Below are 23,126 nucleotides of genomic sequence, written 5' to 3' on the forward strand. Positions count from 1 at the left end.
CAACGCGTAAAGGACACCACTGGAGGCCAGAGACTCGCATGCGTTCTTTTGTCTTCGCGCCGCCGATGCGCACCCGCTTCGCCGTTCACACTGCTTCCTGAGAGGGAAAGTCATGGATACGTCGACTGTCGTCCCGTTTAGCGCCCACACCCCGCCTTCACTTGCACACGCCGCACCGCCGCCATCCGCTGCTGAGCGCGAACTCGCGCAACTGCGTGCCCGCGTGCGCGAACTGTCGGCCGAGCTCGTCGCGGCGCAGGAAGCGGCGTGCCGCCATGTGGCGCGCGAACTGCACGACGGCGTGGGCGCCGAACTGACCGCGACGCGTTTCGCCCTTGCCGGCGTCGAAACCTGGCTGCCCGCCGATGCGCCGCCGCAGTGCGCCGCCGCGCTCGCCGTTGCGAATCGTTCACTCGACGCCGTATGCGCCGCCAGCCGCCAGGCCGTCGCGGAATTGCATGCGCCGTCGCTCGAGGCGGGCATTGTCGGGGCACTGGCGCACTGGACCGGCGACTTCGCCGCGCGCACGAACCTGCGTACGAGTTTCGTCTGCGCCGCCGACGTGCGGCTCACGCGCCTGCCCACCGACGCCGCGCTGGCCGTGTTCCGGGTCGCCCAGGAAGCACTGAACAATATTGCCAAGCACGCACGCGCCGAATCCGCCGATGTGCGGATCGAAACCGGCCGCCGTCACCTGACCTTGATCGTCAGTGACGACGGCATCGGCCTGACGCGCACCGCCCGCAGCCGTCGCGGCCATTTCGGCCTGAGCGGTATGCAGGCGCGCTGCGCCGCCTTCGACGGCACGCTGCGTATCAGCGCACGGCGAATCGGCTCACGCCGCGGCGACAGCGGCAACGCGCCGCGCGGCACGCTCGTGCGCGCCCGCTTTGCGTGGGATGCGATGCTGGCGAGCGCGCCGGCCGCCGAACGGCGCGCGCTGCAATCGTGAGCACGCCATCATGAGCCTGCGCATCCTGCTCGCCGACGACCATGCAGTGGTCCGCCAGGGCGTCCGCCAGTTGCTGCTCGACCGCGGTGTAGCGCGCGAAGTCACCGAGGCGCAAAGCGGCGCCGAAGCGCTTGAGGCCGTTACCCAGCACAGCTACGACGTAGTGCTACTCGACATTTCGCTGCCCGACATGAATGGCGTCGAAGTGCTCAAGCGCTTGAAGCGCAAAGCGCCGCGCGTGGCCGTACTGATGTTCTCGATGTACCGCGAAGACCAGTACGCCGTGCGCGCGCTGAAGGCCGGCGCCGCCGGCTACCTGTCGAAGACCGTCGACGCCGCGCAGATGATCGGTGCGATCCAGCAAGTTGCGGCCGGCCGTAAATACGTCAGCCCAGCCATGGCAGAAGCGCTGGCGGACTACGTTTCCTTCGACGGCGAGCAATTGCCGCACGAAAAACTCTCGGATCGCGAATATCAGACGCTATGCATGCTCGCCTCCGGCAAGCGGCTGACGGATATCGCCCTGGCGTTATCGCTTTCGGTGAAAACAGTCAGCGTGTACCGCACCCGGCTGCTCGAGAAAATGAAGCTGCGCAACAACGCCGAACTGACTTTCTACGTCATGAGCAACCGCCTCGTCGATCTGAATCCGGCGATGACCGGCTAACGCTCGCGCTCCGGGATCGCTGAATAGCGTCCGTTCGCCGCGGACGCAGCCACAGGAGAGCGATTCCCACCCTTCCGGTGCGCCGTGCGCGAAAGCCTTTGCGCCATTTGCTGTGCCTGGACAAACGTCACCCCTGAATCACCGCCGGCAGGCGTTTTCCACCTTTCCATCCGACGCTAAAAACAGTGTCCCAAAATGGTGCAAAGGTGCGCATCCGTTAAAATCGAAAGTTTTCCCGACATTCGGCGCGCAAGATGCGTGCACTACTGGAGACCCACCGCCAATGTCCCTGTTTCGCAAAAAAAGCGTCGAGCACATGATCGCCGCGAGCGCTCAGAACGCCGGCCTGAAGAAAGCGCTTGGCGCGCTCGATCTGACTTTCCTCGGTGTCGGCGCCATTATCGGCACCGGCATTTTTGTGCTGACCGGCACGGGCGCGGTTCAGGCCGGCCCGGCGCTGATGATTTCGTTCCTGATCGCGGCGATTGCCTGCGGGTTCGCCGCGCTCGCCTATGCCGAGTTCGCATCGACGATTCCGGTCGCGGGATCCATCTACACCTATTCGTATGCGACGCTGGGCGAACTGGCCGCGTGGATCATCGGCTGGGACTTGATGCTCGAGTATGGACTGGCAACCTCGGCGGTGTCGGTCGGCTGGTCGGGCTATCTGCAATCGTTGCTGTCGGGCTTCGGCGTGAGCTTGCCGGTTGTGCTGACGGCGGCGCCCGGCGCATTGCCAGGGCATGAGACATGGTTCAACCTGCCCGCTTTCCTTGTGATGATGGCGATCACGGCACTGCTGTCGCTCGGCGTGCGTGAATCCGCGCGGATCAACAACATCATGGTGGCGATCAAGGTGGTCGTGGTGCTGCTGGTGATCGGCGTGGGCGTTTTCCACGTGACGCCGGCGAACTGGCATCCGTTCATGCCGAACGGCTGGAACGGCGTGTTCGGCGCTGCGGCGGTGATGTTCTTCGCGTTCATCGGTTTCGATTCGGTGTCTTCCGCGGCGGAGGAAGTGAAAGATCCGAAGCGTGATCTGCCGATTGGGATCATTGCATCGCTGGGCGTGTGCGCGGTGCTGTACGTCGCGGTGGCGGCCGTGGTCACCGGTATCGTGCCGTCGGCGCAGTTCGCGAACATTTCGCACCCGGTGTCTTATGCGTTGCAGGTGGCAGGTCAGAAGTGGGTGGCGGGCTTTATCGACCTTGGCGCGGTGCTGGGCATGCTGACGGTGATTCTGGTGATGGCGTATGGCCAGACGCGCGTGATCTTCGCGATGTCGCGGGATGGGTTGCTGCCTGCGCGGCTTTCGCGCGTGCATCCGAAGTTTGCTACGCCGTTTTTTACGACCTGGCTCGTGGGGATTTTCTTTGGGCTGATTGGCGCGCTGGTGCCGTTGAATGTGCTGGCGGAGCTGATCAATATCGGCACGTTGGCTGCATTTTCGATGGTGTCGATTGCGGTTCTGGTTTTGCGGAAGACGCATCCTGAGTTGCCGAGGGCGTTCCGGTGTCCTGGGGTGCCGGTTGTGCCTGTGTTGGCTGTCGCCTCGTGTCTGTTTTTGATGGTTAATCTGCAGGTTGTTACCTGGGTGGCGTTTGTGGTTTGGTTGCTGGTTGGGATGGTTATTTATTTTGGCTATTCGCGGCGGCATTCTAAGTTGGCGGAATAAAGGGTTGGGGTTTTGCCTGCGGCGTGCTTTTGTTGGTTGTTTGCTTGCGGTGTAGGCTTTTTCTTGGTTTGTTTGCCTGCTCGGCGCGTTCCTTTGTGCGCTTTGGGTGTTGGCCTTTCCTTGAATTGTTATTGGTCTATTAGCGTCGCCCCTGTGCGGGGCGGGCACTTACTTCTCTTTGCCGCCGCAAAGAGAAGTAAGCAAGAGAAAGCGGCTCAAACCGCGAATTCTTAAGCGGGTCCCCCGCGCAGTTACGGTAGTGGTGCATCTGGAATCCGTGCTCTCGCGCATTCGGCGGTAGTGACAAAGGAGTCATACTTCCGGCGGCCCGCGCGCGCCGACGCCCGGTTCATACAACCATTTGCTGCGGTTTCGCTCTCGCAGCTTTTCCGGTTTCCTGATTCGTTGCTGCATCGCTATCGCGGACACACTGTGGTCGTATAGTGAATGCACTCGCCGATATTTCCGTTGAAGTGGGCGTTCGCCGATGCCGGGACATAATCAGCGTGATCGGCTCGCCCGACCATCGCCGTCGATACACCCATCTTTCGGGTTGTGCCAATAACAGCGAAAACGTCTCACCGAGGCGAAGCCGATGGTCCCCGCCGCGCGAAACAAAACCGCTGGTTCCCTCCGCAGACCCGTCCGCGACGCACGCAGTGCGAAGTGGGAACGGACGAGTGCTTTGTCACCGGCGCCGAATGCGCGAGAGCACAGATTCCAGATGCACCACTACCGTAACTGCGCGGGGGACCCGCTTAAGAGTTAGCGGTGTGAGCCGCTTTCTCTTGCTTACTTCTCTTTGCGGCGGCAAAGAGAAGTAAGTGCCCGCCCCGCACAGGGGCGACGCTAATAAACCAATAAGAAAACAAGGAAAGGCCAACGCCGTAGGCATACAGAGAAAGAGAAGCGCCGCCCAGGCAACCAATCCAAAGAAAGCCCAACACCGCAAGCAAACAGACAAACAAGCCCCAAGCAGGCACACAACCCAATAGCGCCCCCAAGCAATTTGTGCTTTACTTTTCGGCAGACCCATAAAAAAAACCGCAAAACCCGCAGCACCCTCATCGGACCCCACGAGCAGGCAGCTAAAGGCAGGAAAAAACAAAGGTCCGGTTTCACCCCATAAGGAGACAACTTCATGGCGATCAGCATCAGTCTGACGGTGAACGGCGCGCCCATCAGCGCCTCAATCGACCCCAACACCCTGCTTGTCCAGTTCCTGCGCGATCAACTTCGCCTAACGGGAACGCACATCGGCTGCGACACCGCCCAGTGCGGCGCATGCACAGTCCACCTGAACGGCCGCGCAATCAAATCCTGCAACATCCTCGCGGTCCAGGCCGAAGGCGCAAACATCACCACCATCGAAGGACTCGCCAAAGACGGCGCCCTCCACCCGATGCAAGCCGCCTTCAAACACTGCCACGGCCTGCAGTGCGGTTTCTGTACGCCCGGCATGGTAATGAGCGCGGTCTCGCTCGTCGAACGTCAGCCCGATCTCACCGGCGACGACGTACGCGCCCAGCTCGACGGCAATCTCTGCCGCTGTACGGGCTATCACAACATCGTCAAAGCAGTGCTCGAAGGCGCCAACGGCATGAAGTCCGCCGGCACGGCCAACGCCAACGCCGCGGCCACTGCGCCAGCCACCGCCTGAGGAGACGACGATGAACGCACCCGACACCCATCTCATCGGCGCCTCCGTCGAACGTAAGGAAGACTATCGTTTCCTCACCGGCAACGGTCAGTACACCGACGACATCGTCCTGCCGCAGCAAACCTATGCAGTATTCGTACGCTCGCCGCACGCGCACGCAAAAATCAACAGCATCGACACCACCGCGGCCAAACAGTCGCCCGGCGTCGTCGCGATCTTCACGGGCGCCGATCTGGCCGCGGACAACGTCGGCGGGCTGCCGTGCGGCTGGCTGATCCACAGCACCGACGGCAAGCCGATGAACGAGCCGCCGCATCCGATCATCGCGCATACGAAAGCACGCCACGTCGGCGATCAGGTCGCGCTGGTGATCGCCGATTCGATCAAGGCCGCGAAAGACGCCGCCGAGTTGATCGAGGTCGATTACGACGTGCTGCCGGCCGTGGTCGATACCGCGCACGCATCCGATCCGGGTCAAGCCGCGGTTCACGACGAAGTGCCGGACAACGTCTGCTACAACTGGGGCCACGGCGACAAAGCCGCGACCGACACCGCCTTCGCGAAAGCGGCGCACGTCACCACGCTCGACATCGTCAACAACCGCCTGATCCCGAATGCGATCGAACCGCGCGCGGTCAACGCCAGCTACTCGTCGCAGGACGACAGCTACACGCTCTACGTCGCGAATCAGAATCCGCACGTGGAACGGCTGCTGATGGCCGCTTTCGTGCTGTCGCTGCCGGAATCGAAACTGCGCGTCATCGCGCCGGATGTCGGCGGCGGTTTCGGGTCGAAGATTTTCCTGTATGCCGAAGACGTCGCGCTAACGTGGGCATCGAAGAAAATTCGCCGTCCGGTCAAATGGACCGCCGAGCGCTCGGAAGCCTTCGTGTCCGATGCACACGGCCGCGATCACGTCACCAAAGCCGAACTGGCGATGGATGCCGATGGCAAGTTCCTGGCGATGCGCATCCACACGATCGCCAACATGGGCGCGTATCTGTCGACCTTCGCATCGAGCGTGCCGACCATCCTGTACGCGACGCTGCTCGCCGGCCAGTACGCGACGCCCGCCATCTACGCCGAGGTGAAAGCGGTCTTCACCAACACCGTCCCGGTCGACGCCTACCGCGGCGCGGGCCGTCCGGAAGCGACGTATGTCGTTGAGCGCCTCGTCGAAACCGCCGCGCGCGAGATGAAGCTCGATCCCGCGGAAATCCGCCGCCGCAATTTCATCCGCACGTTTCCGTATGCCACGCCGGTCGGCCTCACCTACGACACCGGCGACTACGAAACCACCCTGGCACGTTCACTCGAACTCGCAGACGTGAAAGGCTTCCCGGCACGCAGGCAGGAATCCGAAAAGAACGGCAAGCTGCGGGGCCTCGGCTACTCGTGCTACATCGAAGCCTGTGGTTTGGCGCCGTCGAACATCGCCGGTGCGTTGGGCGCACGCGCCGGGCTCTTCGAAGTCGGCCAGATTCGCGTGCATCCGACCGGTTCGGTCACCGTGTTCACCGGCTCCCACAGTCACGGCCAGGGGCACGAGACAACCTTCGCGCAAGTGGTCGCGGACCGGCTCGGCATTGCGCTGGAAAGCGTGGAGATCGTTCACGGCGACACGGGGCGCATTCCGTTCGGCATGGGCACGTATGGCTCGCGGTCGATCGCGGTCGGCGGCTCGGCGATCATGAAGGCGCTCGACAAGATCGAAGCCAAAGCGAAGAAAATCGCCGCGCATCTGCTGGAAGCCGCGGCGGAAGACATCGACTTCAAGGACGGCGTGTTCCGCGTCGCGGGCACCGATCGCACCAAAGCCTTCGCCGACATCTCGCTCGCGGCGTATGTGCCGCACAACTATCCGCTCAACGTGCTCGAACCGGGTCTCGAAGAAAGCGCGTTCTATGATCCGACCAACTTCACGTATCCGGCCGGCTCGTATATCTGCGAGATCGAGGTCGATCCGGAGACGGGCGTCTGCCGCATCCAGCAGTTCACCGCGGTCGACGATTTCGGCAACGTGATCAATCCGATGATTGTCGAAGGCCAGGTGCATGGCGGACTCGCACAAGGTATCGGGCAGGCCATGCTGGAGCGCTGCGTGTACGACAACGAGAGCGGCCAGTTGCTGTCCGGCTCCTATATGGACTACGCGATGCCGCATGCGTCCGATCTGCCGAACTTCACCGTCGAAACCGCGAAGGGCACGCCGTGCACGCACAATCCGCTCGGCGTGAAAGGCTGCGGCGAGGCAGGCGCGATCGGTTCACCACCGGCGGTCATCAACGCAATCCTCGACGCGCTCGCGCCACTCGGTGTGACCGACCTGCAGATGCCGGCGACACCGCATCGCGTGTGGTCCGCCATCCATGCTGCCAAGCAAACCCACTAAGATCCTGAGCGGAGCATTCGACATGTATTCATTCGAGTATCAACGCGCGACGGATCCGAAAGCGGCCGCCGCAGCCATCGCCGCCGACAGTGACGCAAAGTTCATCGCAGGCGGACAAAGCCTGTTGCCCACCATGCGCCTGCGGCTCGCGCAGCCGTCGCAACTGGTCGACGTGACGCGGATTCCAGCGCTTAAATCGATCACCGTCGATGCCGGCAAGGTGACAATCGGCGCAGCCGTTTGCCATGCGGACGTTGCGGATCATGCGGAGCTTCGGCGCGTGCTGCCGGCGCTCGCGGATCTCGCCGGGCACATCGGCGATCGCCAGGTGCGCGCACTCGGCACCATCGGCGGCTCGCTCGCGAACAACGATCCGGCCGCCTGCTATCCGGCTGCGGCGATGGCGTTGGACGCAACCATCGTCACCGATCGACGGCGGATTACGTCGAGCGATTTCTTCGTCGGCATGTATGAGACCGCGTTGGCGCCCGACGAGCTGATCGTGGCCGTCGAGTTTCCCGTGCCCGAGCGCGCCGCCTACGAGAAATTCCGCCAACCGGCGTCGCACTTTGCGCTGGTCGGCGTGTTCGTCGCGAAGTTCGCAAGCGGCGTACGCGTGGCGGTGACGGGCGCGGCGGCATCGGTTTTTCGCGTCCCGGAACTTGAAAGCGCGCTATCGGCGAATTTCACGCCTGATGCCGCGCGAGCGGTAACCGTATCCGACGCCGACCTGAACACCGACATGCACGCGAGCGCCGAATATCGCGCGCATCTGATTCCGGTGCTGACCGCGCGAGCGGTGGCGAAGGCGAACGGTTAGCGATCCTTTCGACCGGCGGCTGACGTGACCCAGCGGAGCGCGTCAGCCTTGTTCTATCGCGCAAGCGGCGCGGTGCATTGGCGCAACCACGACGCTTCGCGAGCGCGCCGTTTTGCTCTTCACCGTGCAGACTCAGGACCACCATGCAGCCCGCTTCAATCGACGACACCCTCGCGCAACTCGCTGCCCAAAACTACTTCGCCAGCCGCGAACTCGCGACCGCGTTGTATCTAGCGCTGCGCATGGAGCGACCGTTGTTCGTCGAAGGCGAGCCGGGCGTGGGCAAGACCGAACTCGCCAAAGCCGCGGCGGGGATGCTCGGCACCACGATGCTGCGTCTGCAATGCTACGAAGGACTCGACACCGCCAGCGCGCTCTACGAATGGGACTACCCGCGCCAGATCATGGCGCTGCGTCTGGCTGAAGCAGCCGGCGAGCGGCCCGGCAACGACACGCTCTATCGCAGCGAATTCCTGCTCAAGCGTCCGCTGCTGCAAGCGCTGATGCCCGATGAAAATCATCCGGGCGCACGGCGCGTGCTGCTGATCGACGAGATCGACCGCGCCGACGAACCGTTCGAAGCGTTTCTGCTGGAGCTGCTGTCGGACTTCCAGGTATCGATTCCCGAATACGGCACGGTGCGCGCGGAGCGGCCGCCGCTCGTCGTGATGACGTCGAACCGCACACGCGAAGTACACGACGCGTTGAAACGCCGTTGCCTGTATCAATGGATCGGCTATCCCGAGCGCGATCGTGAACTGGAGATCGTCGCGGCGCGCGCGCCGCAGACGTCGGTTGAATTGCAACGGCGCGCAGTCGATTTCGTGCATCGGCTGCGCGGCATGGATCTGTTCAAGGCGCCCGGCATTGCCGAAACGATCGACTGGTGCCGTGCTTTGGAAGCGCTGTCGGTAACGGAACTCGATCCGCAATCGGTGCAGAACACCTTGGGTGTGCTGCTCAAGTATCAGGACGATCTGGCGCGTGTCGACGCCGCGCAGATCGCGCAATGTCTCACAACGCCGGGATAACGGCGATGACCATTTCCGTCGACCCGTCGGCTGCACCGATCGATACCCCCACACTCGCGCGCAACGTCGTCCACTTTGTGCGCGTGCTGCGCGGCGCGGGTTTGCCGATGTCGCCGGCGCAAGCCGTCGATGCACTCGCCGCGTTGCACTGGATCGACCTCGGCCGGCGCGACGATGTGCGCGCCGCACTCGCCACGCTATTGATTCGTGCGCCGGACGAACGCGATCTCTTCAACGCCGCCTTCGATCTGTTCTGGCGCGACCCGGATTGGGAGGGCAAGCTGCGCGCACTGCTGCTGCCGAAAATCCGCGACGGGCTGCCGCCTCCCAAGCGCAACAATCGGCTCGCCGACGCGCTTGCCGTGCGCACGCCGCCCTCGCCGCACCGCAAAGCGCCGCAGGAAACCGAGCAGCACGACCTGCACGCACACGTCACCTTCAGCGCGGAAGAGCGGCTGCGTCATCGCGATTTCGACACGCTTTCGGCCGACGAATGGCGGACCTTGCGGCATCTGATCCGCAGCCAGCGTCTGCCGCTCGCCACCGAACCGACGCGTCGCCTGAAGGCCGCCTCGCACGGCACCCATGCTGATTTACGCGCGAGCGCCCGGCACGCGGTGCGCGCGGGCGGCGACTGGACGGTATGGAAGTATCGCGCGGTAGTGGAACGCAAACCACCGCTCGTGTTGCTGCTCGATATCTCCGGCTCGATGAGCAGCTATTCGCGCGCGGTCCTGTACTTCTGCCACGCGCTTCTGCAATCGCGCGAGCGCCTGCAGGTGTTCCTTTTCGGCACGCGTCTGACCAACGCGACGCGCGCGCTGCGCGAGCGCGATCCCGACGTGGCGATCGCCACGCTCACCGATCAGGTGGTCGACTGGTCGGGCGGCACGCGGATCGGTGCGGCGCTCGCCGAATTCAACCGGCGCTGGGCGCGCCGTGTGTTGACCGGCAGAGCCACGGTGCTGCTCGTCACCGACGGCCTGGATCACGAAGCGATCGACGTGCTCGACACCGAAATGGCGCGCCTGCGCCGCTTCGCACACCGCATCGTGTGGCTCAATCCGCTGCTGCGTTTCAGCGGTTTTTCACCGAAGGCGCGTGGCGTGCGGGCGATCCTGCCGTACGTCGACGCACATCGTCCGGTTCATAATCTGGACAGTCTGACAGCGTTCGGCCGCGACCTCGCGCAACTCACGCGCGCGCCTCGCTTGACCGTCTGCGCCACGACAACCGCAGGAGCAACGCCATGGAATTAAGTGAGACCCATACGCTGCCGGTTCCTCAGCAACGCGCGTGGGATGCGCTCAACGATACCGAAATTCTGCGCGCGTGCATTCCAGGCTGCGAGAGCATCGACCCGGATGGCGACAACGCGTATGCGGTGGTGGTGAGCGCATCGGTCGGTCCGGTGAAGGCGCGCTTCAAAGGGCGTATGCTGCTGACCGACATCGAGGCGCCGAACCGCTACACCATCGTTTTCGAAGGTCAGGGTGGCGCGGCAGGCTTCGGCAAGGGCAATGCGCTCGTTACGCTCGAACCAGAGGGCGAGTCCGCGACAAAGCTCTCGTACACCGCGACGGCGCAGGTCGGCGGCAAGCTCGCCCAGATCGGTTCACGGTTGGTCGACGGCGCGGCGCGTAAAATCGCGGGCGAATTTTTCAAGCGCTTCGGTGCGCAGGTCGGCGGCGAAGCGGCCGGCGCCACAGCCCCGGATGACGGGGACGCTGCAGCCGCGGATGCGGCGGCGCAGAATACAGAATCGAATGAGGCCACGGACACGGAGTCCGGTGGCGACGGAACGAAAAGGAAGAAATCATGGACAGCGTGGATCTCGAAGTCCTGAAGTCCAGTGCACGTTGGCTGGAAGAAGGACATCGCGCGCTACTGGTGACGGTGGTGAAGACGTGGGGCTCGTCGCCGCGTCCCGAGGGCGCGATGCTCGCGGTGCGTGAGGATGGACTCGTGGTGGGTTCGGTATCGGGCGGCTGCATCGAAGACGATCTGATCGACCGCGTGCGGCAAAAAGGTATTGAGCAGACTCGCCCGGAAGCGGTGAAGTACGGCATTTCCGCGGAAGAAGCACACCGCTTCGGGCTGCCTTGCGGCGGCACGATTCAACTGGTGCTGGAGCCTTTGACGCCGCAAAGCGGCATTGCCGATCTGTGCAATGCGGTGGAGGCCGGCCGTCTGGTGGCCCGCGAAGTCGACATGGTGACGGGCGCGACACGGCTCGGTGCAGCGCAGGCAACCGACGGTGTGCATTTCGACGGCGAACGTCTGCTGACGATTCACGGCCCGCGCTACCGCATGCTCGTGATCGGCGCGGGGCAGTTGTCGCGCTATCTATGCAACATCGCGGTCGGGCTGGATTACCAGGTCACCGTGTGCGATCCGCGCGAGGAGTACACCGAGGAGTGGAATATTCCCGGCACGAAAATCGTGCGGACCATGCCGGACGATACCGTGATCGACATGAAGCTCGACGAGCGGTGTGCGGTGATCGCTTTAACGCATGATCCGAAACTGGACGATCTCGCGCTGATGGAGGCGTTGAAGACACCGGCGTTTTATGTCGGCGCTTTGGGGTCGAGAAGGAACAATCAGGCCCGGCGCGAACGATTGAAAGAGTTCGATCTGAACGATACCGAGTTGGCCCGGTTGCATGGGCCGGTTGGGATTTATATCGGCAGCCGGACGCCGCCTGAGATCGCTGTTTCTATTCTCGCCGAGGTCACCGCAGCCAAGAATGGCGTTTCATTGCCGACGTTGCTGCAGGTTGAGGGCGCTAAGGCCGCGCGGGAAATTGCGGCTTCGGGTGGCGCGACTTGCAGCGTTTAACAGGGCATAGCGTCTGATTTTTGCCCGCGCGGCGCTTCATGCGCTTAGGTCACCGCGCGAGGCAGAAGTCGCTTACGTCAACCCGCAAACCACCGCAGCAATCACCGATCCGCCCACCAGCACGACGCCCACCGTCCGCCGCTTGTTCAACTCAGTCCACAGCAGGACGCCGGTCAGAGAAAGCAGAATCATGCCGCCGGCGATCGTATCGATCAGCAACACCCAGCCGACGCTCAACCCCACGCCGCGATGCAGGTTGTTCATCGTCGCGAGAAACGAGTTCTGGGTGCGTTTCACCGCAACAAACCCATTCCCAACCCAGTACTCCGCCTGCACATTCTGAGTCGGCCCAAAAATCCCGACCTGCCAGAACTCGGGCTGCATCGTGCGGCGATCGCCCCACGCCACCGGATGCGCCGGCTCGCGCTTCACCCGCCCCGGCTTGCCGTCGATCTTCAACTCGCCTTTGAGCCACTTCGCCATCTCCATCGGCGACTTCAGTTGCCCTTGCGGCACGGAAATCTGCATCTCCTCGACCTGCGGCTCACCGGACGACACCTTCAACGGTCCGCCCCGATGATTCAGCAAAAAGCCCGTCGCGCCGAACATCAGCCCCAACACCGCGCCCCACAGGCCGACCCAGCCGTGCACCTTGCGCAGCCACTTGATGAAATTCGCCCGCCGCGAACGCTGGCGCCGTGCCGCCTGCTCCGCGTCGTCCATCAGATGATGGCCGCGCTCTGGCGTATGTGCGGTGTATTGTGTGCCGCCACCCGCAGCAGGTTTCATATCGATCGAATCAGGCGCGTTCACATCCATGCTCCAGGCGCAGCAAGTTAAACCCTCGCCGACGGGCGGCAGCGAGGCGCTCGCTCTCATCAGCGGTAACGGGAAGTTCGAAAGGAAGGGCCGGACAGACCCGGCTTGCGGTCCAGGCCGTCCGGCTGAGAGGCTGGCTGGCAGTCACAGAGGAGGAGAAATGTGACAGAAAGCTGGCGACGCCTTTCAATTGAGAATGGATATCATTACATAATTAGGGCGTTTGCTCAATCGCAATGCGCGGCATCCGCTTGACATCCGGGCGGCGTAAACGGACTCTAGCTGGCGATCCCGTCAACGTTGCCGTTCCGGATACCTGCCTGCCATGCGCCTCTCTTCCCTGGTCTGTCTTGCCTCGCTCGGCTGGCTTGCCGGCATCCACACCGCGAGCGCGAGCCTCGCGGCCAAACTGGACGATCCCTATACCAACGAAGGCGAAACGCAGACCTTCACGGTCAACACCGACGGCTCCTTCTCGAAGCTCGATTCGATGACGCTGCACGTGAACAACGAAGCAGGCGTCGCGCGGGTGGCGCAGCAATACGTCTGGTTCAACCGCAATATGGCAGACGTGCAGATCATCGAGGCCTACACGGTCACTGCCGACGGTGTGCGTCACGACGTGCAGCCCGATCAGATCCGCGACGTGCAGGAAGCCCGCTCGTTCAACGCACCGATGTTCCAGGACATCCAGGAAAAAGTGATCGTGTTCCCCGCCGTCGAACCCGGCGCGCGCGTCCATCTCACCTATCGCAAGACGCAAAAGCAGCCGATCGTGCCGGGCGAATTCAGCGACTTCACGCCCCCCGATCTCGCGCCAACGCACAACTTTCACCTGATCTACGACCTGCCCGCCGGCAAGCCGCTTTATGCCGATGCGCGCGGCTTCACCGCGCTTCAACCCGTCACGCGCGACGGTCGCACACGCTACGAATATCGTTACGACAAGGCGCATTTCAGCCGGCTGGAGCGCGGCTCGATCGCGTACGTATCGTACGGCGACCGGTTGATGGTCTCGACCTTTCCGGACTACGCCGCTTTCGCCGCAAGCTACCGGGCATCCTCGGCCGACCCGGGCGCGCGCGACGCCACCGTCACGCGTCTGGCGCAAACCCTCACCGCGCGCGACCACACCCCGCGCGACAAAGCCAAAACGCTATACGACTGGGTGCGCCGCAACGTCCGCTATGTGGCGATCTACGTCGGGCGCGGCTCGGTGGTGCCGCACAGCGCAAGCGCAATCCTCGCGAACCGCTACGGCGACTGCAAGGATCACGTGGCGCTGTACGGCGCGATGCTCGACGCGGTGGGCATTCGCAACGAACCGGCCTTGATCAGCAGCGGTTCGATCTATACGCTGCCCAGCGTGCCGGGTTACGGCGTCATCAATCACGCCATCACATGGCTGCCGGACTTGCAGCAATACGCCGACTCGACCGCGTCGAATGTCGAATTCGGCTTTCTGCCTTCGTCCGATATGAACCGGCCTACCGTCCTCGTCAATCAGGGAGTGGTCGCACAAACGCCGGCCACCGAGTTGATCACGCGCAGCACCGACCTGTCGATCAAAGTCGAACCGGATGGCTCGGCGAGCTTCACTTATCGTCTGGAAGCATCGGGCCCGACAGCCGAACAGGCGCGCGCGATGTTGCGCACGCAGACGCCCGCGCAACGTGAGGACTCGATCCAGGCGGAACTGCGCAGCGCCAACTTGCGCGGCACCGCCACGCTGGCCACCAGCGACCTCACCGTTGCCGACGGCCCGCTGACGATCACGATGAAAGGCATACTCGAAAATCTGGTGGTGCCGGGCGCAGCGGCATCGATTCCGGCGCTGACCAGTCTGGCCGGCGGCCTCGAAGCGGACACCCGCTACTGGCTCGGCGAACGGCAGCGCACGCAGCCCTTCGTCTGCCACAACCTGGCGCTGCATGAACGCGCGCGCATTGAATTGCCCGCGAATTTCCACGTGCTCGAGATGCCGGAAGCGAAACGAACCCAGGACCGCTTCGTCGATTTCCAGTCGCAGTACACGTTCGATCCGCTCAGCAACGTGGTGACGATGACGCGCGACGGCGCCACCCATTTCGACAGCGAGGTTTGCACGCCCGATGACTTCGCGCGGATGCGTCCCGCGATCGAAGCGATCGGGCGCGACGTGCGCGCCGAAGTCATTGTTAAATCGACGCTGGTGGAATCGTCGAGCGTGGCGTCGCAGGCGCCGTAGGAGCGCGTCGATGTGTCGTGCCCTGGCGCCAACGCCCGATGCGCTGCCGCGTTAGCACCCACCGCCACAGACCTGGCAGGCGCAGCTAAGCTGCTACCGCTCAAACCGGCCAGAGCGGCCCTTCCTGCATCGCGCCAAGCTGCTCGCGCAGTTCGAGGATGCGGTCTTCCCAGTAGCGCTGCGTGTTGAACCACGGAAACGCAGCCGGAAACGCAGGGTCGTCCCAGCGGCGCGCGAGCCACGCCTGATAGTGAATCAGCCGCAGCGTGCGCAAGGCTTCGACGAGATACAGTTCGCGCGGCTCGAAGTCGCAGAAGTCTTCGTAACCGGCGAGCAGATCCGCCAGCGCACGCGAAGCCTCGACGCGATCGCCGGGCAGCAGCAGCCACAAATCCTGCACCGCCGGCCCCATGCGGCTATCGTCGAAGTCGACGAAATGCGGGCCCCCGTCGGTCCATAGCACGTTGCTCGGATGACAATCGCCGTGCATTCGCAGCATGCGAATATCGCCGGCGCGCTCGAACGCGCGTTCGACGCCTTCAAGCGCGAGATTCACCACGGTCTCCCAGGCGGCCCGCACATCGTCAGGCACGAAGCGGTGTGACAGCAGGAAGTCGCGCGGCTCGTAGCCGAACGTGTTGATGTCGAGCGTCGGGCGTTCGATGTAGTTCTGTGTCTGCCCGACCGCATGGATGCGGCCGATAAAGCGTCCCAGCCACTCGAGCGTATCGCGCCGGTCCAGATCCGGCGCGCGGCCGCCGCGGCGTTCGAAGATCGAGAAACGGAAACCGTCGAAGGTATGCAGCGTGCGCCCGTCGAAAACGCGCGCGGGCACCGCCGGAATCTCACGCGCGGCGAGATCGGCGACAAAGGCGTGTTCTTCGAGAATGGCGGCGTCGGTCCAACGCTCGGGACGGTAGAACTTGGCGACCACCGGCGGGCCGTCTTCCACGCCCACCTGGTACACGCGGTTCTCGTAGCTGTTGAGCGGCAGCATGCGGCCGTCGGTGTACACGCCGACGCTGCTGAGCACGCTGTCGAGCGCGTCGAGCACGATTTCCGGCTTGAGCCGGGCGAAAGGCACGGCGCTATCAGCGCCGTCCTGTGGGTCGAGATTGTCGTCGTTCATGTCCGCATTGTGCGCCGCGCCGCCGTCAAAGACGAGGGCGTCGGCTCACCTTGCGGCTGACAGCCACCTGCAACTACCATGAAGCGGACTCAAACCAGCGTCAATGCACCTGTGCGCTCGACGGACGCACCTGCTCGCCCGTATCGATCAGATCTTCAAGGAAAAAGGGTTCAGTATTGAGATGCTCGGATGTGCCGGGTTCGCCGGCATACCAGGCCACCATAGCCATGTCGCCGAGAATGCGCATGACGATCCCGCGTGCGCCTTGCGGCACGGCGATATGCACCGATCGGACAATGGAACCGATTTGCATGATGTTTCCCCGTTTCTCCCATAGCCGGCTTTATGGTTTCCTTGCCGGTCAAGGTGATGATAAAAGCGCCGCTTCGCCAATAACGTTGCGTACGCACCCAATCTGCTGCGCGTAAGACGCGTGAGAGGTTCGAGTCATTGTTCCCGTTTTGCGGGGCCATGGAAAGCGCGAACTCAAGGCTGTTCACCCGTCGTTTCGCCCTATTCCCATTACAGCGCGCCGGGCCGATGATCTGGGCGTAAAGCGTCGTAACGAGACCATCATAAACCCAGCCGGGGCGATATATCAAAATCATGCACCGTCAGAACGATCCACTTAATCCGCCCGCTGCGACCGCCGGGCGCCGTCGCCGCAGACCTCATGGCCGCTGTGCGGGCCGCGTCGGCTTTCATCTACCTCACTAGCCATGTGGATCGTTCGCCTGGCGCTGCGGCGCCCTTATACGTTTATCGTGCTGGCCCTGCTTTTGCTGATCGTCGGTCCGCTGACGATCCTGCGCACGCCGACCGACATTTTCCCAAATATCGACATTCCGGTGCTGTCGGTAATCTGGTCGTACAACGGCCTGCCCGCCGACGAGATGGAACGGCGCATCGTGCTCAACTACGAGCGCGGGCTATCGACCGCGGTCAACGATATCGAGCATACGGAGTCGACTTCGCTGAACGGAATCGCGGTGGTGAAGATCTTTTTCCAGCCGCACGCGAATATCGATGAAGCACTCGCCGAAGTCACCGCGCTGTCACAAACGCAATTGCGCTCGTTGCCGCCGGGCATCACGCCGCCGAATATCCTGCGCTACAACGCGTCGACGGTACCGATCCTGCGCCTCGCGCTGTCGTCCGCTTCGCTCACCGAGCAGGAGCTTTTCGACTTCGGCAACAATTTCCTGAAGACGCAACTCGCCACCGTGCCTGGCGCCTCCGCGCCGTTGCCCTATGGCGGCAAGCAGCGGCAGATCATGGTCGATATCGATTCGCGCAAGCTGCAGGAGCGCAACCTGTCGCCCATGGACGTGGTCAATGCAGTCACCGCACAGAACCTGATCCTGCCGTCGGGCACCGCGAAAATCGGCTCGACGGAATATTCGGTGGAGATGAACGGCAGCCCGGATTCGCTCGCCGGCCTCAATAACATCCCGATCAAATCCACCGCGAACGGCACCGTCTATATCCGCGACGTTGCGCACGTGCGCGACGGCTTCCAGCCGCAAACCAACATCGTGCGTGTGAACGGTCAGCGCGCCGCCTTGCTGACCATCAACAAAAGCGGCAACACGTCCACGCTCGAAATCGTCGACCGTATCAAGAAGATGATGCCGACGCTGCGCAATCTCGTGCCGGCTTCGCTGAATATCGATCCGGTCGCCGATCAGTCGCTGTTCGTGCGCGCCTCCGTGCAAGGCGTGCTGCGCGAGGCGCTGATCGCCGCGTGCCTGACCGGCCTGATGATTCTGCTGTTCCTCGGCAACTGGCGCGCGACGTTGATCATCGCCGTGTCGATTCCGCTGTCCATGATCACCTCGATCATTGCGCTGTCGCTGCTCGGCGAAACCATCAACATCATGACGTTGGGCGGCCTTGCGCTCGCGGTCGGGATTCTGGTCGACGATGCGACGGTGGCGATCGAAAACATCAGCCATCAACTCGAACAAGGCAAGACGCTGGAGCAGGCGATTCTCGACGGCGCGCACCAGATCGCGATTCCAACGCTGGTCTCGACCTTGTCGATCTGCATCGTGTTCGTGCCGATGTTTCTGCTGACGGGCGTCGCGCATTACCTGTTCATTCCGCTCGCCGAAGCGGTGGTGTTCGCGATGCTGGCCTCGTATTTCTTCTCGCGCACGCTCGTGCCGACCATGGCGAAATACCTGCTGCGTTATCACCACAAGCCGGCGGACCTGCATCACGCGCCCGAGCAAACGCGCAATCCGTTCATGCGCGCGCACTATGGCTTCGAGCGCGGCTTCGCACGTTTTCGCGAACGCTATCGCGTGTTTCTCGAGGCGCGGGTTGCGCGGCCGGGTCTGTTCGTGACGCTGTTTCTCGTCTGCTGTGGCGCGTCGATGCTGCTGATGCCGTTTCTCGGCCGCGACTTTTTCCCGCAAGTCGACGCGGGCACGATCGCGCTGCATCTGCGCGCGAAAACCGGCATGCGGGTCGAGGAAACCGCGGTGGTAACCGATCGCGTCGATACGCGGATTCGTCAGTTGATACCACCGGGCGAGTTGCATTCGCTCATCGACAATATCGGCTTGCCGGTCTCGGGCATTAACCTCTCGTACAGCAACACCGGCACGATCGGCACCTCGGATTCGGACATACTGATCACGCTGAATCCCGATCATCATCCAAGCGCCGATTACGTGCGCATTCTGCGCCGAACGCTCACCGACGAATTCCCCGGCGTGCAGTTCGCCTTCCTGCCCGCGGATATCGTCAGCCAGACGCTCAACTTCGGCATGCCGTCGCCGATCGACATTCAGATCGTCGGACGCGAGGTAGCCGGCAATCGCGCCTTCGCCGCGCAGTTGCTGAACCGGCTGCGCACGGTGCCGGGTCTTGCCGACGCGCGCATCCAGCAGCCCGCCGATTTGCCCCGCATCTTTATCGATGTGGACCGCACGCGCGCGCAGCAAGCCGGATTCTCGCAACGCGACATTGCGAGCAATCTGCTGATTACGTTGTCCGGCAGCCAGCAAACCACGCCGACGTTCTGGCTCAATCCGCGCAACGGCGTCAGCTACAACGTGATCACGGAAGCGCCGCAATACACGATCGATTCGTTGCAATCGCTCGCGAACATTCCGCTGAACGCGAACGGCCGCAGCAATATCCTCGGCTCGCTTGCCACGATGAAACGCGAAGCGGGCAACGCGGTGCTCACCCACTACAACGCGCAAACCACCATCGACATTTTCGGCACCGCGGACGGCCGCGATCTCGGTGGCGTTTCCGATGACATCAGCAAGATCATCAACGACGCCAAGGCCGATCTCCCCAAAAGCTCCACCATCGAAGTGCGCGGCCAGGTGCAGACCATGAACGATTCGTTCTCCGGCCTGTTTGCCGGCCTGGTGTTTGCGATCTTGCTGGTGTATTTGCTGATCGTGGTGAACTTCCAGTCGTGGCTCGATCCCTTCATCATCATCACAGCGCTGCCGGGTGCGTTGGCGGGTATTGTGTGGATGCTGTTTCTCACGCACACCACGCTGTCGATTCCGGCGTTGACCGGCGCGATCATGTGTATCGGCATCGCCACCGCCAACTCGATTCTCGTGATTAGCTTCGCACGCGAAAAGTTGCTCGAACACGGCGACGCGACGCGCGCGGCGATCGAGGCGGGCTTCACGCGTTTCCGCCCGGTGCTGATGACCGCGCTCGCGATGGTGATCGGCATGGTGCCGATGGCAATCGGTCTAGGCGAAGGCGGCGAGCAGAATGCGCCACTCGGGCGCGCGGTGATCGGCGGTTTGACGGTCGGCACGCTGGCTACGCTGATCTTCGTGCCCGTCGTGTTTTCGATGATCTACCGGCGGCTCGCGGCGCGGCGTCAACGGGCGGCCGAGCATGTGGTGCAAAAACCATGACGACTCGCGCGATACACGCAACACGAAGCACAAGAGGCAGCTTCGACTGCCCACGCATTCAGACAGGGGAAACTTGATGGAAGGAAAACATCCGGACGGATCCAACGCCATGCGCGATCCCGCGAAGGAAAAGCGCTCACGCTGGGTGATCGCGGCGGTGGTCGCGGTGATCCTCGTGCTCGCGGCGCAAGGCATCTGGTCGCGCCATGACGCGCATGCGGCACTTGAACGCGACGCCGAGCACGCCAGCCAGACGAGCGTCGAAGTCGTGCGTCCGCAAAAATCGACGGCGGGACTCGACCTCGTGCTGCCCGGTAACGTGCAGGCGTTTCTCGACACGCCGATTTACGCGCGCACCAACGGCTATCTGAAGAAGTGGTACGCGGACATCGGCGCGCACGTCAAGAATGGCCAGCTGCTCGCGGAAATCGACACGCCCGAAGTGGACGATCAACTGCGCGCCGCCCGCGCCGATCTCGCGAATGCCAACGCCAACTACGCGCTCGCGAAAAGCACCGCCGACCGCTGGACCGACATGCTGAAAAGCAAATCGGTTTCGAAGCAGGAAACCGACGAGAAGGTCGGCGACATGCTCGCAAAGAAAGGCACGCTGGATGCCGCTCGCTTCAACGTGGCGCGCCTTGAAAAAACGCAATCGTTCCAGAAGGTCTACGCGCCGTTCGACGGCATCGTGACGGCACGCAATGTCGACGTCGGTGCGCTGATCGATGCGGGGAGTTCCGGCGGACCGGCGAAGGAACTGTTCCACGTCGCACAGGCGGACAGACTGCGCGTGTATGTGAACGTGCCGCAGGCCTATGCGCAGCAGGTGCGCGCGCAGCAGACGGCGTTTCTGACGCTCACCGAGACGCCGTCCAGGCATTATCCAGGGACCGTGGCGCGCACCTCGGGCGCCGTCGATCCGCAACAGCGGACCATGCTCGTCGAAGTCGATGTCGACAATCGCAACGGCGATCTGCTGCCGGGCGCGTACGCGCAGGTGCATTTCGCTTTGGGCGCGAGCGCCGCACCGTTTACGCTGCCAGGCAACGCGCTGCTGTTCCGCCCCGACGGCGTGAAAGTGGCGACCGTGAGTCCGCAGCACAAGGTGAAGCTGCTGCCGGTTTCGCTCGGAACGGACTTCGGCACGCGTGTGGCAATCGCATCCGGTTTGCAAGGCAATGAACAGGTGATTCTGAATCCGCAGGATTCGATCGTGGACGGAGCGCCGGTGCGGATCGTGGCGGACAAGGCGGGGGATGCGGTTGGCGCTTCTGGGGCTGGGGCTGGGGCTGGGGCTGGGGCTGGTGGCGGGGATGCGGCTGGGGCTTCTGGTGCAGCGGCAAGTGGCGAGGGCGCAGCGGGTGCTTCGGGTGCAACGGCCGGTGGCGAAAGTGCGGCGGGTGCTTCTGGTGCAGCGGCAAAGAGCGAGGGCGCTTCTGGCGCACCTGCAGCGCACGTTGCCAGCCTGCAAGCAGTGAGGAACGCACTATGAACGCTCCGCCATCACGTCACCGTTTCGCGCCGCCATTCACACGCGTCTCGCTGCTTGCCGCAGCACTCGCCTGCACACTCACCGCCTGCACGGTCGGCCCTGACTACGTCAAGCCGCCTGCGGTCACCGCCGCGACCTACAAGGAACTCGAAGGCACCGGCTGGAAGCCCGCGCAACCCGCCGACACGTTCGCGCGAGGCGCATGGTGGAGCGTCTACGCCGACCCATCGCTCGATGCGCTCGAGCAGCAAGTCGCGAGCGCAAATCAGAACGTGCAGGCCGCCGAGGCGCGCTTTCGCGCCGCCCGCGCGACAGTCGCGCAATACCGCTCGAATTTCTTCCCCCTGGTCAGCGCGAACGGCGATTATTCCCGCGCGCGGTCCTCGGAGAACGTGCTGCATAAATCGACCGCCGGTCTCACGCTGAACGATTACCTCGTGCAAGCCGACGCTTCGTGGGAACCGGACCTGTGGGGCCGCGTGTCGCGCAGCGTCGAAGGCGCGAAAGCCGAAGCGCAAGCGAGCGCCGCCGATGCGCAAGCCGCGCTTCTCTCGATGCAGGCTGAACTGGCAACGGACTACTTCGAACTTCGCGGTCTCGATCAGGAGCGCCAACTTCTCGACGACACGATCAAGGCCTACAAGGAAGCACTCGATCTGACGCAACATCGCTACGCCGGCGGCATCGCCACCGACGCGGACGTCGCGCAGGCACAGACGCAGTTGCAAACCACCCAGGCTCAAGCGCTCGACCTCGGCGTGCAGCGCGCTCAACTCGAACATGCGATCGCGATCCTGATCGGCGAGACGCCCTCGACATTTTCCCTGCCGGTTGCGCCGCTCACAGCCGTGCCGGTGGTCGCGGCGGCCGGCGTGCCGTCCGCACTGCTCGAACGACGGCCCGATATCGCGTCGGCCGAGCGGCACGTTGCCGATATGAACGCGCAGATCGGCGTGGCGACGGCGGCATTCTTTCCGAGCCTGATTTTGTCGGTGACAGGTGGGCTCGAAGCGACCAACTACAGTCAATGGCTGCTGGCGCCGAGCCGTCTATGGTCGCTCGGACCGACATTGGCGGGCACGCTGCTCGACTTCGGCGGACGTGCATCGGTGAAAGAGCAAGCGCGAGCGCATTACGACGAAAGCGTCGCGCAGTATCGTCAAACGGTGCTGACCGCGTTCGGCCAGGTTGAAGACAATCTCGCCGCATTGCGCGTGCTGGAACAGGAGGCTGCCGCGCAGGACGACGCCGTAGCCGCCGCGCGACGTTCGCTCGCGGTCGTGTCGGACCGCTATAAAAACGGCGCGATCACCTATCTCGACGTCGTGGTCGCGCAAACCACCGCGCTCACCAACGAACGGAATGCGGTGTCGATCGCGCGCCGCCGCATGGCCGCGAGTGTCGCGTTGATCAAGGCATTGGGCGGCGGCTGGGATGCATCCGCATTGCCGACCGACGAACAGATCGTGCATCCCGCAGCACCCGCGAGCGAGGCTGCGGCGCACGGGTAAGCTTT

17 protein-coding genes are annotated in these 23,126 nt (G+C 63.3%); 14 read left to right on the forward strand and 3 right to left on the reverse strand.

From position 1 onward, the window contains the following. Window positions 1-112 precede the first annotated feature (112 nt). From PQQ95_RS00105 to PQQ95_RS00150, 10 genes are all read left to right on the forward strand, one after another. On the forward strand, window positions 113-952 hold the full coding sequence (locus PQQ95_RS00105) for a sensor histidine kinase (protein WP_408433450.1): 840 nt from the start codon (window positions 113-115) through the stop codon (window positions 950-952). Window positions 953-962: 10 nt separating this feature from the next. Then, entirely contained in the window at window positions 963-1,619 is a 657-nt protein-coding gene (gene rqpR / locus PQQ95_RS00110) for a response regulator transcription factor RqpR (RefSeq protein ID WP_408433452.1), read from the forward strand. Between the two features lie 283 nt (window positions 1,620-1,902). Beyond that, window positions 1,903-3,294, forward strand: a complete 1,392-nt coding sequence (gene bcaP / locus PQQ95_RS00115; RefSeq protein WP_408433454.1) for a branched-chain amino acid transporter BcaP — start codon at window positions 1,903-1,905, stop codon at window positions 3,292-3,294. 1,141 nt (window positions 3,295-4,435) lie between these two features. Further along, a complete protein-coding gene (locus PQQ95_RS00120) occupies window positions 4,436-4,954 on the forward strand; it encodes a (2Fe-2S)-binding protein (protein WP_408433457.1) in 519 nt (172 codons plus the stop codon). A gap of 10 nt (window positions 4,955-4,964) precedes the next feature. Continuing rightward, the gene (locus PQQ95_RS00125; protein WP_408433460.1) at window positions 4,965-7,346 is read left to right on the forward strand and encodes a xanthine dehydrogenase family protein molybdopterin-binding subunit; all 2,382 of its coding nucleotides are present in this window, start codon (window positions 4,965-4,967) and stop codon (window positions 7,344-7,346) included. Between the two features lie 22 nt (window positions 7,347-7,368). Further along, window positions 7,369-8,166 (forward strand): FAD binding domain-containing protein, encoded by a 798-nt coding sequence (locus PQQ95_RS00130; RefSeq protein ID WP_408433462.1) that lies wholly within the window; start codon window positions 7,369-7,371, stop codon window positions 8,164-8,166. Between the two features lie 143 nt (window positions 8,167-8,309). Next, a complete protein-coding gene (locus PQQ95_RS00135) occupies window positions 8,310-9,197 on the forward strand; it encodes an AAA family ATPase (RefSeq protein WP_408433463.1) in 888 nt (295 codons plus the stop codon). 5 nt (window positions 9,198-9,202) lie between these two features. After that, entirely contained in the window at window positions 9,203-10,456 is a 1,254-nt protein-coding gene (locus PQQ95_RS00140) for a vWA domain-containing protein (protein WP_408433465.1), read from the forward strand. Beyond that, window positions 10,447-11,043 (forward strand): SRPBCC family protein, encoded by a 597-nt coding sequence (locus tag PQQ95_RS00145; RefSeq protein WP_408433468.1) that lies wholly within the window; start codon window positions 10,447-10,449, stop codon window positions 11,041-11,043. Before PQQ95_RS00140 ends, PQQ95_RS00145 begins: the two co-directional genes overlap by 10 nt. Further along, complete coding sequence (locus PQQ95_RS00150) at window positions 11,016-12,038, forward strand: XdhC family protein (protein ID WP_408433471.1); 1,023 nt, start codon at window positions 11,016-11,018, stop codon at window positions 12,036-12,038. Before PQQ95_RS00145 ends, PQQ95_RS00150 begins: the two co-directional genes overlap by 28 nt. A 72-nt stretch (window positions 12,039-12,110) precedes the next feature. Here PQQ95_RS00150 and PQQ95_RS00155 read toward each other — a convergent pair whose 3' ends face one another. After that, complete coding sequence (locus tag PQQ95_RS00155) at window positions 12,111-12,851, reverse strand: PepSY-associated TM helix domain-containing protein (RefSeq protein ID WP_408433473.1); 741 nt, start codon at window positions 12,849-12,851, stop codon at window positions 12,111-12,113. A gap of 331 nt (window positions 12,852-13,182) precedes the next feature. On the opposite strand from PQQ95_RS00155, the gene PQQ95_RS00160 reads away from it, so the two are divergent. Further along, complete coding sequence (locus tag PQQ95_RS00160; RefSeq protein WP_408433474.1) at window positions 13,183-15,084, forward strand: DUF3857 domain-containing transglutaminase family protein; 1,902 nt, start codon at window positions 13,183-13,185, stop codon at window positions 15,082-15,084. Between the two features lie 100 nt (window positions 15,085-15,184). On the opposite strand, the gene PQQ95_RS00165 is transcribed toward PQQ95_RS00160, so the two are convergent. Both PQQ95_RS00165 and PQQ95_RS00170 read right to left on the reverse strand, forming a co-directional pair. Beyond that, window positions 15,185-16,213, reverse strand: a complete 1,029-nt coding sequence (locus PQQ95_RS00165; RefSeq protein ID WP_408433476.1) for a serine/threonine protein kinase — start codon at window positions 16,211-16,213, stop codon at window positions 15,185-15,187. Window positions 16,214-16,313: 100 nt separating this feature from the next. Beyond that, window positions 16,314-16,526, reverse strand: a complete 213-nt coding sequence (locus PQQ95_RS00170; RefSeq protein ID WP_035554043.1) for a hypothetical protein — start codon at window positions 16,524-16,526, stop codon at window positions 16,314-16,316. A gap of 406 nt (window positions 16,527-16,932) precedes the next feature. Here PQQ95_RS00170 and PQQ95_RS00175 point away from each other — a divergent pair, with 406 nt between their 5' ends. The 3 genes from PQQ95_RS00175 (at window position 16,933) to PQQ95_RS00185 (ending at window position 23,121) form a co-directional block, all read left to right on the forward strand. After that, window positions 16,933-20,115: an efflux RND transporter permease subunit gene (locus tag PQQ95_RS00175; protein WP_408433479.1), complete on the forward strand. Its 3,183-nt coding sequence runs from the start codon at window positions 16,933-16,935 to the stop codon at window positions 20,113-20,115. A 76-nt stretch (window positions 20,116-20,191) separates the two neighbouring features. Next, window positions 20,192-21,610, forward strand: coding sequence for an efflux RND transporter periplasmic adaptor subunit (locus PQQ95_RS00180; RefSeq protein ID WP_408433482.1), 1,419 nt, complete (start codon window positions 20,192-20,194; stop codon window positions 21,608-21,610). Further along, window positions 21,607-23,121 carry an efflux transporter outer membrane subunit gene (locus PQQ95_RS00185; protein ID WP_408433485.1) on the forward strand — a complete coding sequence of 505 codons (1,515 nt, stop codon included), beginning with the start codon at window positions 21,607-21,609 and terminating at the stop codon, window positions 23,119-23,121. The genes PQQ95_RS00180 and PQQ95_RS00185 overlap by 4 nt, the downstream gene beginning before the upstream one ends. The last annotated feature ends 5 nt before the right edge of the window (window positions 23,122-23,126 follow it).

Source organism: Paraburkholderia caffeinilytica (assembly GCF_046030355.1).
Taxonomy (GTDB): domain Bacteria; phylum Pseudomonadota; class Gammaproteobacteria; order Burkholderiales; family Burkholderiaceae; genus Paraburkholderia; species Paraburkholderia caffeinilytica_B.

What these genes read in the sequence shown, in the direction of transcription:
- PQQ95_RS00170 (WP_035554043.1), bottom strand. Translation starts at nt 16,526, where the DNA reads ATGCAAATCGGTTCCATTGTCCGATCGGTGCATATCGCCGTGCCGCAA.
- PQQ95_RS00180 (WP_408433482.1), top strand. Translation starts at nt 20,192, where the DNA reads ATGGAAGGAAAACATCCGGACGGATCCAACGCCATGCGCGATCCCGCG.
- PQQ95_RS00145 (WP_408433468.1), top strand. Translation starts at nt 10,447, where the DNA reads ATGGAATTAAGTGAGACCCATACGCTGCCGGTTCCTCAGCAACGCGCG.
- PQQ95_RS00120 (WP_408433457.1), top strand. Translation starts at nt 4,436, where the DNA reads ATGGCGATCAGCATCAGTCTGACGGTGAACGGCGCGCCCATCAGCGCC.
- PQQ95_RS00130 (WP_408433462.1), top strand. Translation starts at nt 7,369, where the DNA reads ATGTATTCATTCGAGTATCAACGCGCGACGGATCCGAAAGCGGCCGCC.
- PQQ95_RS00165 (WP_408433476.1), bottom strand. Translation starts at nt 16,213, where the DNA reads ATGAACGACGACAATCTCGACCCACAGGACGGCGCTGATAGCGCCGTG.
- PQQ95_RS00150 (WP_408433471.1), top strand. Translation starts at nt 11,016, where the DNA reads ATGGACAGCGTGGATCTCGAAGTCCTGAAGTCCAGTGCACGTTGGCTG.
- PQQ95_RS00125 (WP_408433460.1), top strand. Translation starts at nt 4,965, where the DNA reads ATGAACGCACCCGACACCCATCTCATCGGCGCCTCCGTCGAACGTAAG.
- PQQ95_RS00135 (WP_408433463.1), top strand. Translation starts at nt 8,310, where the DNA reads ATGCAGCCCGCTTCAATCGACGACACCCTCGCGCAACTCGCTGCCCAA.
- rqpR (WP_408433452.1), top strand. Translation starts at nt 963, where the DNA reads ATGAGCCTGCGCATCCTGCTCGCCGACGACCATGCAGTGGTCCGCCAG.
- PQQ95_RS00160 (WP_408433474.1), top strand. Translation starts at nt 13,183, where the DNA reads ATGCGCCTCTCTTCCCTGGTCTGTCTTGCCTCGCTCGGCTGGCTTGCC.
- PQQ95_RS00140 (WP_408433465.1), top strand. Translation starts at nt 9,203, where the DNA reads ATGACCATTTCCGTCGACCCGTCGGCTGCACCGATCGATACCCCCACA.
- PQQ95_RS00105 (WP_408433450.1), top strand. Translation starts at nt 113, where the DNA reads ATGGATACGTCGACTGTCGTCCCGTTTAGCGCCCACACCCCGCCTTCA.
- PQQ95_RS00175 (WP_408433479.1), top strand. Translation starts at nt 16,933, where the DNA reads ATGTGGATCGTTCGCCTGGCGCTGCGGCGCCCTTATACGTTTATCGTG.
- bcaP (WP_408433454.1), top strand. Translation starts at nt 1,903, where the DNA reads ATGTCCCTGTTTCGCAAAAAAAGCGTCGAGCACATGATCGCCGCGAGC.
- PQQ95_RS00185 (WP_408433485.1), top strand. Translation starts at nt 21,607, where the DNA reads ATGAACGCTCCGCCATCACGTCACCGTTTCGCGCCGCCATTCACACGC.